At 68.6% G+C, this 13,433-nt stretch carries 13 protein-coding genes and 1 tRNA gene; 7 read left to right on the top strand and 7 right to left on the bottom strand.

Translation table 11 applies throughout. The features are described 5' to 3' along the window. Positions 1-1,269 (bottom strand): transglycosylase SLT domain-containing protein (locus AOZ53_RS23880; protein WP_054489617.1); only part of this gene is annotated, 1,269 nt, incomplete at its 3' end. A 7-nt stretch (positions 1,270-1,276) separates the two neighbouring features. Beyond that, the gene (gloB, locus tag AOZ53_RS23875) at positions 1,277-2,098 is read right to left on the bottom strand and encodes a hydroxyacylglutathione hydrolase (RefSeq protein ID WP_054476584.1); all 822 of its coding nucleotides are present in this window, start codon (positions 2,096-2,098) and stop codon (positions 1,277-1,279) included. A gap of 21 nt (positions 2,099-2,119) precedes the next feature. On the opposite strand from gloB, the gene AOZ53_RS23870 reads away from it, so the two are divergent. The 7 genes from AOZ53_RS23870 (at position 2,120) to AOZ53_RS34395 (ending at position 9,261) form a co-directional block, all read left to right on the top strand. Then, positions 2,120-2,899 (top strand): class I SAM-dependent methyltransferase, encoded by a 780-nt coding sequence (locus AOZ53_RS23870; protein ID WP_054476586.1) that lies wholly within the window; start codon positions 2,120-2,122, stop codon positions 2,897-2,899. Positions 2,900-2,948: 49 nt separating this feature from the next. After that, positions 2,949-3,410, top strand: a complete 462-nt coding sequence (gene rnhA / locus AOZ53_RS23865) for a ribonuclease HI (RefSeq protein WP_054476588.1) — start codon at positions 2,949-2,951, stop codon at positions 3,408-3,410. A gap of 242 nt (positions 3,411-3,652) precedes the next feature. Then, positions 3,653-4,744: an efflux RND transporter periplasmic adaptor subunit gene (locus AOZ53_RS23860; RefSeq protein WP_054489615.1), complete on the top strand. Its 1,092-nt coding sequence runs from the start codon at positions 3,653-3,655 to the stop codon at positions 4,742-4,744. A 30-nt stretch (positions 4,745-4,774) separates the two neighbouring features. Beyond that, the gene (locus AOZ53_RS23855) at positions 4,775-7,891 is read left to right on the top strand and encodes an efflux RND transporter permease subunit (RefSeq protein ID WP_054476591.1); all 3,117 of its coding nucleotides are present in this window, start codon (positions 4,775-4,777) and stop codon (positions 7,889-7,891) included. A gap of 4 nt (positions 7,892-7,895) precedes the next feature. Then, positions 7,896-8,618, top strand: coding sequence for a DNA polymerase III subunit epsilon (dnaQ, locus tag AOZ53_RS23850; protein ID WP_054476593.1), 723 nt, complete (start codon positions 7,896-7,898; stop codon positions 8,616-8,618). A gap of 60 nt (positions 8,619-8,678) precedes the next feature. After that, positions 8,679-8,753, top strand: a tRNA-Val gene (locus AOZ53_RS23845). A gap of 340 nt (positions 8,754-9,093) precedes the next feature. Beyond that, the gene (locus AOZ53_RS34395) at positions 9,094-9,261 is read left to right on the top strand and encodes a hypothetical protein (protein WP_006392877.1); all 168 of its coding nucleotides are present in this window, start codon (positions 9,094-9,096) and stop codon (positions 9,259-9,261) included. A 30-nt stretch (positions 9,262-9,291) separates the two neighbouring features. Here AOZ53_RS34395 and AOZ53_RS23840 read toward each other — a convergent pair whose 3' ends face one another. The 5 genes from AOZ53_RS23840 to AOZ53_RS23820 form a co-directional block, all read right to left on the bottom strand. Continuing rightward, the gene (locus AOZ53_RS23840; protein ID WP_006392878.1) at positions 9,292-9,759 is read right to left on the bottom strand and encodes a YaiI/YqxD family protein; all 468 of its coding nucleotides are present in this window, start codon (positions 9,757-9,759) and stop codon (positions 9,292-9,294) included. Further along, positions 9,759-10,022, bottom strand: coding sequence for a ribbon-helix-helix protein, CopG family (locus AOZ53_RS23835; RefSeq protein WP_006392879.1), 264 nt, complete (start codon positions 10,020-10,022; stop codon positions 9,759-9,761). The genes AOZ53_RS23840 and AOZ53_RS23835 overlap by 1 nt, the downstream gene beginning before the upstream one ends. A 42-nt stretch (positions 10,023-10,064) precedes the next feature. Beyond that, a complete protein-coding gene (locus AOZ53_RS23830) occupies positions 10,065-11,567 on the bottom strand; it encodes a TAXI family TRAP transporter solute-binding subunit (protein WP_054489613.1) in 1,503 nt (500 codons plus the stop codon). Further along, complete coding sequence (gene gltS / locus AOZ53_RS23825) at positions 11,564-12,772, bottom strand: sodium/glutamate symporter (protein WP_054489611.1); 1,209 nt, start codon at positions 12,770-12,772, stop codon at positions 11,564-11,566. The genes AOZ53_RS23830 and gltS overlap by 4 nt, the downstream gene beginning before the upstream one ends. 63 nt (positions 12,773-12,835) lie before the next feature. Then, positions 12,836-13,336 carry a GNAT family N-acetyltransferase gene (locus tag AOZ53_RS23820; RefSeq protein ID WP_054489608.1) on the bottom strand — a complete coding sequence of 167 codons (501 nt, stop codon included), beginning with the start codon at positions 13,334-13,336 and terminating at the stop codon, positions 12,836-12,838. Positions 13,337-13,433: the final 97 nt, after the last annotated feature.

Below are 13,433 nucleotides of genomic sequence, written 5' to 3'. Positions count from 1 at the left end.
GGTGCGCACGTTGGGGCGGGCGGCGGCGCCGCGCGCGGCGGGAGCGGCGGCCTTGCCGCGCGGCGCCGGCGCCTTGCTGGTGTTGGCGGGCGCCGAATCGAGCGCGCCGACCGGCGCGGCCAGCGAGGCCAGCTGCACGCCGCCAGCGCCCGGGTCGCCCGGCACCAGCAGCGACTGGCCCGAGGCCACTTTCTGGCGCGAGCCGATGTCGTTGGTCTCGCGCAGCTTGGCCTCGGTCACGCCGAAACGCTTGGCGATCGAGGCGTACGATTCGCCGCGGCGCGAGTGGTAGACCTTCCAGGCGCTCAGGTCGCCCTTGTAGTTGGTCAGGTTGGCGTTGAAGATCTCGACGCGGTCAGCCGGCAGCAGCAGCGTGGGGGCGTGGTCGCCGCGGATCACGGGCCGGTTGAACGACGGGTTCAGGGCCTTGAATTCGTCCAGCGGCATCTCGGCCAGCTTGGCGGCGATTTCCAGGTCGATGTCGCTGTTCTTCTGCACCGTCACGAAGTACGGCGTGTTGCCGACCGGCGGCAGCGCCACCGCGTAGCGCTGCGGGTCGGCGATGATGTTCTTGATGGCCTGCAGCTTGGGCACGTAGTTGCGGGTCTCGTCCGGCATGTTCAGGGACAGGTAGTCCGTGGGCTGGCCGGCGGCCTCGTTCTTGGCCATGGCGCGCTGCACCGAGCCTTCGCCCCAGTTGTACGAGGCCAGCGCCAGGTACCAGTCGCCCTGCATTTCGAACAGCTTTTCCAGGTAGTCCAGCGCCGCGTTGGTCGAGGCGATGGGGTCGCGGCGCTCGTCGCGCCACCAGTCCTGCTTCAGGTTGAAGTGCTGGCCGGTGGCCGGCACGAACTGCCACAGGCCCGAGGCCTGGGCGCGCGACAGCGCGGTGGGGTTGTAGGCGCTTTCGACGAACGGCAGCAGGGCCAGCTCGGTCGGCAGGCCGCGGCGGTTGATCTCGTCGACGATGAAATACAGGTACTTGCCGGCGCGCTCGGCCATGCGCTGCACCGCCTCGGGGTGGGACGCGTAGTAGTCGGTCCACTGCTGCGAGAGGTCGGTGTTCAGGTTGGGGATGGCGAAGCCGCGGCGGATGCGGTCCCAGGCGTCGACCGGCGGATTGGTCAGGTCGACCGTGCGGGACGTGTCGCGGGCGATGTAGCGCCCTTGGGAGTTGGTGGTGAGGTTCTTGCTGTCGTGGGATTTGGTTCCTGCGCAACCGGCGAGGACTGCCAGCAGAAGCGGCAGAAGGAGTCGGGATAGATTCATCGGGCGGTCACTTGAAATCGTTCTTCCATTCACGAAGGGAGGCAAAAACCTCTACCGGCGTCGGGTGGTCGTGGCCGGCCCAGTTGTCTGCGGCGCGGACGACGTCAGCTTGCTGCGTACGCAAAAACGGGTTGGTCGCGCGTTCCTGACCGATGGTCGACGGAAGCGTGGGGAGACCTTCTGCGCGTAATTGCTGGGCCCGCTGATACCACTGTTGCAGGGTGCGGTTGGCGGGTTCGACCGCCATGGCCCAGCGCAAGTTCGCTAGAGTGTACTCGTGTGCGCAAAAAACCTGTGTATCCGGCGGTAAAACAGAAAATTTTTCCAAGGAATCAGACATTTGCGCGGGAGTGCCCTCGAAAAGCCGGCCACAGCCCCCGGCAAACAGGGTGTCTCCACAGAACAGCACAGGCTGTTTTCCCGCCGCCCGGCCGGTGTACGCGATGTGGCCCGCGGTGTGTCCCGGCACGTCCAGCACCGTCAGGTCCAGGTCCAGTTCCGGCAGCACCACGCGGTCGCCCTCGACCAGCGGCACGTCGCAGCGCGGCAGCTTCTCGCGCGCCGGCCCATATACCGTGATGTCGCCGATGCGGGACAATTCAAGCACGCCGCCCACATGGTCGCCGTGGTGGTGCGTGAGTAGAATGGCGCGCAGCTTCAGGCCTTCGCGGGCCAGCCATTGCAGCACCGGGCCGGCTTCGCCGGGGTCGACCACGGCGGCCTGGCCGTCGCGGACGATGGCCCAGATATAGTTGTCGGTGAAGGCGGGCAGGGGCAAGACCGCGGCATTGCGTTCGCGGCCGCCTGCGGGGGCGGTCAAGGCTTGCATGGGATTCGAAGGAATGAAAACGTGGCAGAAGAAACTCCGCCGATTGTAGAACTGGCCGAATGGTTCCAGACGCCGCCAGGGCAATACGCCCTGGCCTGGGAGCGCGCGCAGTTCGACGCGGCCGTGGCGGACGTCTTTGGATATTACGCCTGGCAGGTCGGCCTGGCCGACCTGAACCTGCTGCGCGCCAACCGCATGCCGTTCAAGGGCTATGTCGGCACCGAGACGCCGTCGCCCGAGAGCATTGCCGGCTGGCAGTCGCGGGTGGTGCTGGCCCAGCCCGAGGCGCTGCCGTTCGAATCGCAGAGCGTGGACCTGCTGATCCTGCCGCACGCCTTCGAATGCGCCGAAGAGCCGCACAACGTGCTGCGCGAGGTCGAACGGGTGCTGGTGCCGGAAGGGCGGGTGGTGATCTCCGGCTTCAACCCCTGGAGCATGTGGGGCGCGCGCACCCGCATGCCGGGCATGGAGCCCTGGCTGCCGCAGCCGCCGGCGTCGCAGGTGTCGCTGCCGCGCCTGAAGGACTGGTTCAAGCTGCTGTCGCTGGAAGTCGAGCAAAGCCATTTCGGCTGTTACGCGCCGGCCTGCCGCAGCGAGAAATGGCTGCAGCGCTGGGGCTTCCTGGAATCGGCCGGCGCGCGCTGGTGGAGCCTGGGCGGCGCGGTCTACCTGGTGTCGGCCGTCAAGCGCGTGGCCAGCATGCGTATCATCGGCCCGGCCTGGAAGACCAAGCCCAAGCGCGCCCGCGCGGCCTCGGTGGTGGTCAACCGCCAGGCCGACGACGGCTTCGACCGCTCCTGAGCGGCCGGCCGGATTCACATTGAAAGCACAAGGACATACAAGCAGCACCATGCAGGACAACAACGCGAACGACCAGAAAGTGGAAATGTGGACCGACGGCGCCTGCAAGGGCAACCCCGGTCCGGGCGGTTGGGGCGTGTTGATGCGCGCCGGCGCGCACGAAAAGACCATGCACGGCGGCGAGGCCCAGACCACCAACAACCGCATGGAGCTGCTGGCCGTGATCGAGGGCCTGCGCGCGCTCAAGCGCCCGTGCGTCGTCACCATCCACACCGACTCCCAGTACGTCATGAAGGGCATGACCGAATGGTTGGCCAACTGGAAGCGGCGCGGCTGGATCACGGCCGACAAGAAGCCGGTCAAGAATGCCGAGCTGTGGCAGGCGCTGGACGACCAGGTGCGCCGCCACACCGTCTCGTGGCGCTGGGTCCGCGGCCATGCCGGCGATCCCGGCAACGAGCGCGCCGACCAGCTCGCCAACCAGGGCGTCGAGTCGGTCCGGCGCGGCTGACCGGCCGGGCGCCACGGCGCTCGCCGTCCTCGAAAGACGGCCAGGTTGTATCAATATGGCGGCGCCGTCGCCGCTGCGCGCATCGGGAAATACCCTGGGTCGGCCGGTTTAGTGCTTTCAGCGCGCTTCAGGATTGTTCCAGGTTGTAAATCCGGTGCTAAAGTGCCAACCCTTGATCCTGTTCCTGCGGCGCCGTCCCAGCGGGGGATGCCTGGCACGCGCCGCGATACCGCCACATTCGCATGAAAAAAGCTGCATTGCTGGCCGCCATCGCGGCAGGAGTGGCCGCGGGGGCCGCTCTGGGCGTATTCGTGCCGCGCTGGCTCGCGCCGGCCGCCACGCCGGCGGCCACTGCCGCCGCCACGCCCGCCAAACCCGTCTCCAAGCCGGCCCCGGTGCGGGTCGAGGTCGCCGCCGTCGCGGAAATTCCGTTCGCGCGCGGCCTGTCGGCCGTGGGCAGCCTGCGCTCGGATGAGGCCGTGATGCTGCGGCCCGAAGTGGCCGGCCGCATCCAGTCGATCGAGTTCAAGGAAGGCCAGCCGGTCAAGCGCGGCCAGGCGCTGATCCGCCTGGACGATTCCGTGCCGCGCGCCGAGCTGGCGCAGGCGCGCGCCAACCTGGCGCTGGCGCAGAGCCATTACCGCCGCGCCGTGGCGCTGCAGGCCAAGGGCTTCGTCAGCCAGCAGGCGCGCGACGAATCGGCCAGCACGCTCAAGGTGCAGGAAGCCGCGGTGGCGCTGGCGCAGGCGCGCCTGGACAAGATGACCATCAACGCGCCGTTCGCGGGCTTCGCCGGCCTGCGCAGCGTGTCGGTGGGCGACTACGTCAACCAGGGCCAGGACCTGGCGCCGCTGGAGGCCATCGACCCGCTCAAGGTGGATTTCCGCGTGCCCGAGATGTATCTCAGCAAGGTCGGCGTTGGCCAGCAGCTGACGCTGCGCCTGGACGCCTTGCCCGGCCAGGAACGCCCGGGCCTGGTGTACGCCGTCAGTCCGCTGGTCGACGCGGGCGGGCGTTCCATCCTGCTGCGCGCCACCGTGGCCAACGCCGATTCGCTGCTGCGCCCCGGCATGTTCGCCCGCGTGCAGCTGCTGTTCAACCAGGACAAGGCGCTGGTCGCGCCCGAGGCCGCGCTGTCGCCGTCCGGCGAGACGCAGTACGTGTACCGCGTCAAGGACGGCCTGGCCGAGCGCCGCGAAGTCACCATCGGCGAGCGCCGCGAAGGCAAGGTCGAGATCCTGACGGGCGTGGCGGCCGGCGACCAGCTGGTGGTGTCGGGCCTGCAGCGCGTCACCGACGGCGGCCCGGTGCAGGTCGTCAAAAACGGCGCCTGACGCCATCTTTCCAGCGGACGGCGGCCTCTTATGCGTATCTCGGAAACCTGTATCAAGCGGCCGGTGTTCGCGTCGGTGCTGTCGCTGGTCATCGTACTGATCGGCCTGATCTCGTATTCGCGCCTGACCGTGCGCGAGTATCCCAAGATCGACGAACCCATCGTCTCGGTCGACACCACCTACAAGGGCGCCTCGCCCGAGGTGATCGAGTCGCAGGTGACCAAGCCGCTGGAAGACCAGCTGGCCGGCATCGAGGGCGTGGACGTGATGACCTCGCGCAGCCGCTCCGAGCGCAGCCTGATCAACATCAAGTTCAACCTGTCGCGCAATCCGGACGCGGCGGCGGCCGAGGTGCGCGACAAGGTCTCGCGCGCGCGCCGCTTCCTGCCCGACGAGATCGACGAGCCCATCATCGGCAAGGTCGAGGCCGATTCGCAGCCCATCATCTACATCGCGGTCGAGTCCGGCTCGTACTCGGCGATCCAGACCTCCGACTACATCAACCGCTACATCAAGACCCGCCTGTCGGTGCTGCCCGGCGCGGCCGAGGTGCGCGTGTTCGGCGAACGCCTGCCGTCCATGCGCATCTACGTGGACCGCGACAAGCTGGCCGCCTACGGCCTGACGGTGCAGGACGTGGAGTCTGCGCTGCGCAGCCAGAACGTGGAGATCCCGGCCGGCCGCATCGAGTCGCGGGCGCGCGAGTTCTCGGTGGTGTCGTCCACCGACCTGCAGACGCCGGCGCAGTTCGAGAACGTCATCGTCGCCAACGTCAAGGGCTATCCGGTGCGGCTGCGCGACGTCTCGAAGGTCGAGATCGGCGCCGCCAACGACCGCATCCTGTCGCGCTTCAACGGCAAGCCGGCCATCAACATCGGCGTGACGCGCCAGTCCACCGCCAACCCGCTGGAGCTGTCCAAGGCCGCGCGCGAGGAAGTGGCGCGGCTGAACGAGAACCTGCCCGCGGGCATGAAGCTGACCATCGCCTACGACTCGTCTGTGTTCATCGAGCGCTCCATCGACTCGGTGTTCCATACCATCGGCGAAGCCATCATCCTGGTGGTGCTGGTGATCTTCTTCTTCCTGCGCAACCTGCGCGCCAGCATCATTCCCATCGTCACCATCCCGGTGTCGCTGGTGGGCGCCTGCGCGCTGATGTACTTCTTCGGCTTTTCCATCAACACGCTGACGCTGCTGGCCATGGTGCTGGCCATCGGCCTGGTGGTGGACGACGCCATCGTGGTGCTGGAGAACATCTACCGCCACATCGAGGACGGCATGCCGCGCAAGGAAGCGGCGCTGCGCGGGTCGCGCGAGATCGGCTTCGCGGTGGTGGCCATGACCATGACCCTGGTGACGGTGTACGCGCCGCTGGCGTTCGCCACCGGCCGCACCGGGCGCCTGTTCATCGAGTTCGCGCTGGCGCTGGCCGGCGCGGTGCTGGTGTCCGGCTTCGTGGCGCTGACCCTGACGCCCATGATGTGCTCGGTGCTGCTGCGCCACGAGAGCAGCCACAGCCGCTGGTACAACCTGATCGAAGGCTGGCTCAACGCCATGAGCAATGGCTATCGGCGGGCGCTGGGGGCGTCGCTGCGGCATCGCTGGCTGGTGGTGGCGATCGGCATCGCGGTCGCGGCCGGCAGCGGCGTGTTGTTCAAGGTGGTCAAGAGCGAGCTTGCCCCGGTCGAGGACCGCGGCGTGGTGTTCGGCATCGTCAGTTCGCCGGAAGGCGCGACGCTGAACTACACGCTTGACAGCATGCTCGGCATCGAGCAGTTCTACGCCGCCATTCCCGAGGCCAGCGGCAGCCAGGTCACGGTGGGCTTTCCCACGGTCACCGACGGCACCGCCATCCTGCGCCTGAAACCCTGGGAAGAGCGTGGCCGCCGCCAGCAGGCCATCACCCAGGAACTGCAGCCGCTGTTCTCGTCGCTGCCGGGCGTGCGGGCGTTCCCGACCAATCCGCCGTCGCTGGGCCAGTCGGCGCGTTCCAAGCCGGTCGAGTTCATCATCATGAGCCAGGCCTCGTACGCGGAGCTGTCGCGCCTGACCGAGGTGTTCCTGACCGAACTGCGCAAGTATCCCGGCCTGCTCAACCTGGACACCGACCTGCGCCTGAACACGCCCGAGCTGCGGGTGCGGGTGGATCGCGACAAGATGGCCGACGTCGGCACCAATGTCGACACCGTGGGCCGCACCCTCGAATCGATGCTGGGCGGGCGCCAGGTGACCCGTTACAAGGACCAGGGCGAGCAATACGACGTGATCGTGCAGGTCACGCCGCGCGACCGCGCCACGCCCACCGACATCTCGGGCATCCACGTGCGCGCGCGCGACGGCAGCATGGTGCAGCTGGACAACCTGGTGGCCGTGCACGAAGGCGTGTCGCCGCAGTCCCTGAACCACTTCAACCGCCTGCGGGCCGTCAAGATCGACGCCGCCGTGGCGCCGGGCTACGCGCTGGGCGAGGTGCTGGCCCACATGCATCAGGTGGCGCGCGAAGTGCTGCCCAACACGGTGGTGACCGACCTGGACGGCCAGTCGCGCGAATTCCGCGATTCGTCCGGCAGCATCTACCTGGTGTTCGCCATGGCGCTGGCCTTCATCTACCTGGTGCTGGCGGCGCAGTTCGAGAGCTGGCGCAACCCCTTCATCATCATGCTGTCGGTGCCGCTGTCCATGACCGGCGCGCTGCTGGCGCTGTGGCTGACCGGCGGCACGCTGTCGATCTACAGCCAGATCGGCCTGATCACGCTGGTGGGCCTGATCACCAAGCACGGCATCCTGATCGTCGAATTCACCAACCAGCTGCGCGACGAGGGCAAGGCCCTGTTCGAGGCCGTGACCGAGGCCAGCGTGCTGCGCCTGCGGCCGATCCTGATGACCACCGGCGCCATGGTGCTGGGCACCGTGCCGCTGGCGCTGTCCTCGGGCGCGGGCGCCGAATCGCGCCAGCAGATCGGCTGGGTCCTGGTGGGCGGGCTGATGCTGGGTACACTATTGACCTTGTTCGTCGTGCCGGTGGCCTATACCCTGATCGCCACCGCACGCAGGAAACCCGGCCCGGCCGGCAGCGCAGCGCATCCCCCGGCCGGCCCGGCGGAGGGCCACGCGCCGTCGGCGTCCGCGGCCCAAGCGTCGGAATAGCTTTATGCGCCAGATCATCTTTGACACTGAAACCACCGGGCTGGATCCCGCCCAGGGACACCGCATCGTCGAAATCGGCTGCGTCGAACTGGTCAACCGGATGTCCACCGGCCGCAACCTGCACATCTACCTGAACCCGGACCGCGACAGCGACCCCGAGGCGCTGGCGGTGCACGGCCTGACCACCGAATTCCTGTCCGACAAGCCGCGCTTCGGCGAGGTGGTCGACGAATTCGTCAAGTTCGTCCAGGGCGCCGAGCTGATCGCGCACAACGCCGCGTTCGACGTGAAGTTCTTCAACGCCGAGCTGGCCAAGACCGGCCGCGGCCCGATCACCGAGTACTGCGAGACGATCACCGACTCGCTGCTGCATGCGCGCTCGCTGTTCCCCGGCAAGCGCAACTCGCTGGACGCGCTGTGCGACCGCTTCGGCATCTCGAACGCGCATCGCACGCTGCACGGCGCCTTGCTCGACTCGCAGCTGCTGGCGGAAGTCTGGCTGGCCATGACCCGCGGCCAGGACGCGCTGCTGATCGACGTCGACGACAACGACGCGGGCGCGGGCGGCGGCGTGGTGCTGGCGAAGTTCGACGCCTCCGGCCTGCCGGTGGTCAAGGCCAGCGAGGCCGAGCTGGCCGAGCACGAGACCTACCTGGCGGCGCTGGACAAGTCGGTGGGCGGCGAGTGCGTCTGGCGCAAAATGGACGCGCCGGCGGCGGTCAGCTGAAGTTTTTTCGAGGCGACTTGCACATATCCAAAAAAGCGTGCTAATATTTCGCCTCTTTCGGGGTGGTTAGCTCAGTGGTAGAGCACTGCCTTCACACGGCAGGGGTCACAAGTTCGAAACTTGTACCACCCACCAAAGACCCTCGAAGAGCATCGCCAGGCTGCAAAGCGGGCAATCGCGATTCGAGACGGGGTGAAAGGTAATCCTGACAAGGTAACCCCAGCGGCGCTGCCGATCCTTTCAAAAGCAATGAAGCCAAACAATGAAGCCAACCCCAGCGGTTGGCTTTTTTGTTTTCCGCGCCCGGTTGCTTGGCGCGGTGTGATGGTGGGGTGTGATGGCGTGGTGCGATGTGGCGTGGGCGCGGGGACATTCGCGCCGCCCTTGATATGCCGCAAGCGCGGCCGCGGGGCTTGCGCGCAATCGTGCCCCGGGTTGTCTATGATGGAATCGCGTCGTTTACCGGGAGACCTCTATGCACCCCAGCACCAACACCATGTTGATCATCATCTGCACGGGCGTGGCGCTCATGCTGCTCGGGTTTGGACTGCGGGACCGCAACATCGGCATGGGCCTGATGGGCATCGGCCTCATCACGGCCATCGGCACCATCATCTACAAGGCGTACATCACCTTCTATTGACGCGGCCCGCGGGCGCCCGCCGGCGGGGGCTCAGGCCTTGGGCGCGGCCAGCCGCGCCGCGCGCGCCAGCAGGGTATCGAGCTGGTTGGCGAAGGCCTTGCGGTCGGCCTGGCTGAACGAGGGCGGTCCGCCCGTATCCACGCCGCTGGCCCGCAACTCCTCCATCATGTCCCGCACCGCCAGCCGTTCGCGGATGGTCTCCGGCGAATAGCGTTCGCCGCGCGGGTTCAGCGCCATCGCGCCTTTTTCCAGCACCTGCGCCGCCAGCGGGATGTCGCCGGTGATCACCAGGTCGCCCGCCACCGCGCGTTCGGCGATGTGGGCATCGGCCACGTCGAAGCCGCGCGGCACCTGCACCGCGCGGATCAGCGGCGACGGCGGCGTGTGCAGCGCCTGGTTCGCCACCAGGGTCAGGGGCACCTGCCAGCGCTGCGCGGCGCGGAACAGGATGTCCTTGATGACGCCGGGGCAGGCGTCGGCGTCGACCCAGATATGCATCAGCCCAGGGCCTTCTGCAGCGCCTCGGCGACGATGTCGTTGGTGCTCACGCCGCGTTCGGCGGCGGCGGCGCGCAACTGGTCCGCCTGGGCCTGCGACAGCTTCACGGGAAAGGGCACCAGGCCGGCGGCCTGATCCAGCTTGCGCTGTTCACGGCGGTCAGGCGCCTGGGAGGCGGTGCCGAAGCGGTCGGGCGTGGCGGCTTGCTTGAGTTGGCCGGCCAGTTTCAGCGCCTGGTTCTTTTGCAGATCGAATTTGTTCATGAAGATTCCTGATTGGGAGCGCCATCATAAGCGCAAGCGCGGTCAGCGCGGTTTGGCATTTTCGAGCGCGGCCAGTCCTTCCTCGGCGCCGTCGTGCAGCGGCACGGTCAGGCCGCGCCGGGCGTTGGCGACGTTGACCTGGGCGCCCTGCGGCGAACCGGCGGCCAGCAGGTCCTGTCCGGTCTGGTAGACCGCCCGCACCACCTGCAGGGCTTCGTCGCGGGTCAGGTCCGAGGTGGTCAGCAGCAGCGCCGCGGTGCCGATGGTGGCCACCGGTTCAGGCTGGTTCGGGTAGGTGCCCGCCGGTATCCCCAGCGGCATCAGCGCGTCGTCCTGCGCGGCCAGGGCCTTGACCGCGGCCGGATCGAGCGGCAGCAGCTTCAGGTGCGCCTGGGTCAGCGCGTCGCGCAAGGGCGTGGCGGGAATGCCGATGACCTGCGCGGCGGCGTCGATGGTGCCGGCGTTCAGCGCCGGCAGCGAAGCGGTGAAGGGGGTGGGCACCGCCTCGTAGTCGCGTCCGGCCTGCAGGCCATGCGCGGCCAGCACGGCTTCCAGCGTGGCGCGCACCGCCGATCCCTGCGCGCCGAGCGCGATCTTCTTGCCCTTCAGGTCACGCACGCCGCGCAGCCTGGCGTCGTCGCGCACGACGATGTGCACCATTTCGGGATAGAGGCTGCCCAGCGCCCGCAGGCCGGCGAACGGCCCCTGCGACGCGAACGGACCGCGGCCCTCGTACGCCAGCTTGGCGGTGTCGGCCTGCGCCAGTCCGACCACCGCGTCGCCGCTGCGCAGCAGGGCGATGTTCTCGGCCCCGCCGCCGGTGATCAGCGGCGTGACGCGGATCTGACGGGCCTGGCCCACGGCGCCCAGCGCGCGCGCGAACGTGACGTATTCCCCGCGATCCGGGCCGCCCGCCAGCGGATAGCCCTGCTGCATCCGCGCCAGCCGGCCGTTGATTCGCGCCACGGAGCGTTCCAGCTCCTGTTGCACCACGTGCTGCGCCGTGCTGGAGGCGCTGTAGGCGACCGAATGGGTGATCTGGTCCAGGGTGTCGAGCAGCCGCTGCGTCACGGGCGGCGGCGCGCCGGTGTCCAGCGACGGCGCCTCGGCGGCCTTGAAGCCGGCCGGGGTCACCAGCGTCCAGGCGTCGCCGTCCTGGCGGTAGATGGCGCTGGCGTGCGCGACGATCTCGTCGCCGGCCTGGTTGCCGCTGGATTTCACGCCGCTGATGCTGCGCGGGCCGGCGCCCAGCAGGGTCACCAGGGCCGCGGCCCCGGGCTGATCCCAGGCGCCCAGCGCGATGTCGCGCGTCACCGCCAGCCGCAGGTCGTAATAGACCACGCGGCGGGTTTCGCCGGCCGGCGCGCTGCTGTCGGCGGCCGACCCCATGCGCTTGAGCTGGTCGATGCGGAACAGGCCCGCGCCATAGGTGGCGGCCAGGCCGCGCTCGACGTCGGCTCGCAGCGCGTCGGCATCGGGCGCGCGGCCGCAGGCGGCCAGCAGGAGGCACAGGGCCAGCAGCAGGAATCGCTTCAGCATGGTCACATCCCTCCCACGAACGGCAGGGAAATCAACGAGGTCAGGACGATCACGTTGAGGATGTCGACCAGGAACGCGCCCGTCACCGGCACCACGATGAAGGCCTGCGGCGCCGGGCCGTGGCGCCGCGTCAGCGCCTGCATGTTGGCGATGGCGGTGGCCGTGGCGCCCAGCGAGAAGCCGCAGAACGCGGCCGACATGATGGCGGCTTCGTAGTCGCTCTTGAGCAGCCGGAACACCACCCAGGCCGAATACAGCGCGCAGAACAGCGTCTGCACCGCCAGGATCAGCGCCAGCGGCCCGGCCAGCCGCGCCACGCTGGTCAGGTCCAGCGTCATCATCGTCATGGCCAGGAACAGCGACAGCGTGATGGTGCCGATGATCTCGGTGGCGCGGTCGTCCAGCTTCAGGCCCAGGTGTTCGCCGCCGTTGCGGATCAGCACGCCCGTCGCCAGGCACCAGAGGAAATTGGGCAGGCTCACCGGCGCGCCCTCCACCAGCGTGGCCAGGTAGCCGCCCGCCACCAGGCAGACGAAGGCGGCGGTCATCGAGGTGATGAACGAGGCCGCGGTCGACGGCGGCTGGGTCCCGGTCAGGTCGGGCGCCTCGTGGCCCGCCGCCGACTGGCGGTCCAGGCCGCCGGCCAGCTTGTGGCGGCGCATCAGCCATTCGGCCACCGGGCCGCCGACCACGCCGCCCAGCACCAGGCCGATCGTCGCCGCCGTCATGGCCAGCGCCATCACGTCCTGGATGTTGTTGACGTCGGCGAAGCGGGTGGCGTAGGCCGCGCCCGTGCCGTGCCCGCCGACCAGCGTGATGGTGCCGCCCAGCAGCCCCATTAACGGGTGCATGTCCAGCAGCCAGGCCATGCCCAGCCCCACGGCGTTCTGCAGCACCAGGAACGGAATCAGCGCCAGCAGGAACGCGATCAGCCGCGGGCCGCCCTTGGCCAGCAATTTGAGGTTCGCCGTCAGGCCGATGCAGCCGAAGAACAGCAGCAACAGGGTCGGCTTGATGCTGGTTTCCAGGGACACGGCGTGGCCGCCCCAGGTCGACAGCGCGTAGGCGCCGATGGCGAACAGCAGGCCGCCCACGATCGGGTCCGGGATGCTGTAGCGCGCCAGCACGCCGATGCGGGTGGTCAGGACGCGGCCGATGGCCAGCACCAGGCAGCAGGCCAGCAGGGATTGGACGGGCGAGAGTGAAATCATGAAAACCTTCGTGCCTCGCGGGGCAACGGACGAAAGGGGCGGGGGCGCGGAGCCCCCGGGAGGTCAGAGCGGAAAGGCGCGCGCCATGTAACTGGCCTGCGGTCCATAGCCCTCGAGCTTGGCGGCCAGGTCGCGGCCGCCGGCGGCGACCGGCGCATAGCCGTGGCGCAGCCAGTAACCCACCGCGGATCCCAGCGACACCAGGCTGGCGCGCCGCAGACCCGTCTGCGTGGCGTGCCCGGCCGCGGTGCGCATCAGGGCCTGGCCCACGCCCAGACCCTGGGCCGAGGGCGCCACGGCGCAGTCGTGCAGGAACCAGTGGTCGGCGGGCTCGGGCAGCGTGGCCAGCGGCGCGTCCAGGGTCGGCGGCAGGCCGGCGTCCCATGGATACGAAACCAGATAGCCCAGCAGCGCGTCGCCCGGCGCGGCGGCGGCCTGCGCCACCCAGCAGTGGGCCGGCGCCAGCGCCAGGCGGTTCAGGAAGAAATCAGCGCTTTCCAGCAGGAACCCCGGATAGGCGCCGGCCTGGACGTCCAGGATGGCATCCACGTCGGCGGTCAGCATGGGGCGGACTCGATATTGCATAACACCCTGTGAAAACAAGAACTTCGCGCATTTTACCGATGCCCGCGAAGCGCCGCTTCACGTCTCTTCACAAATT

The sequence above is a fragment of the Achromobacter sp. 2789STDY5608621 genome, assembly GCF_001299375.1.
Lineage (GTDB): Bacteria > Pseudomonadota > Gammaproteobacteria > Burkholderiales > Burkholderiaceae_B > Achromobacter > Achromobacter insuavis.
This window is presented reverse-complemented; position numbering and strand designations above follow the sequence as displayed.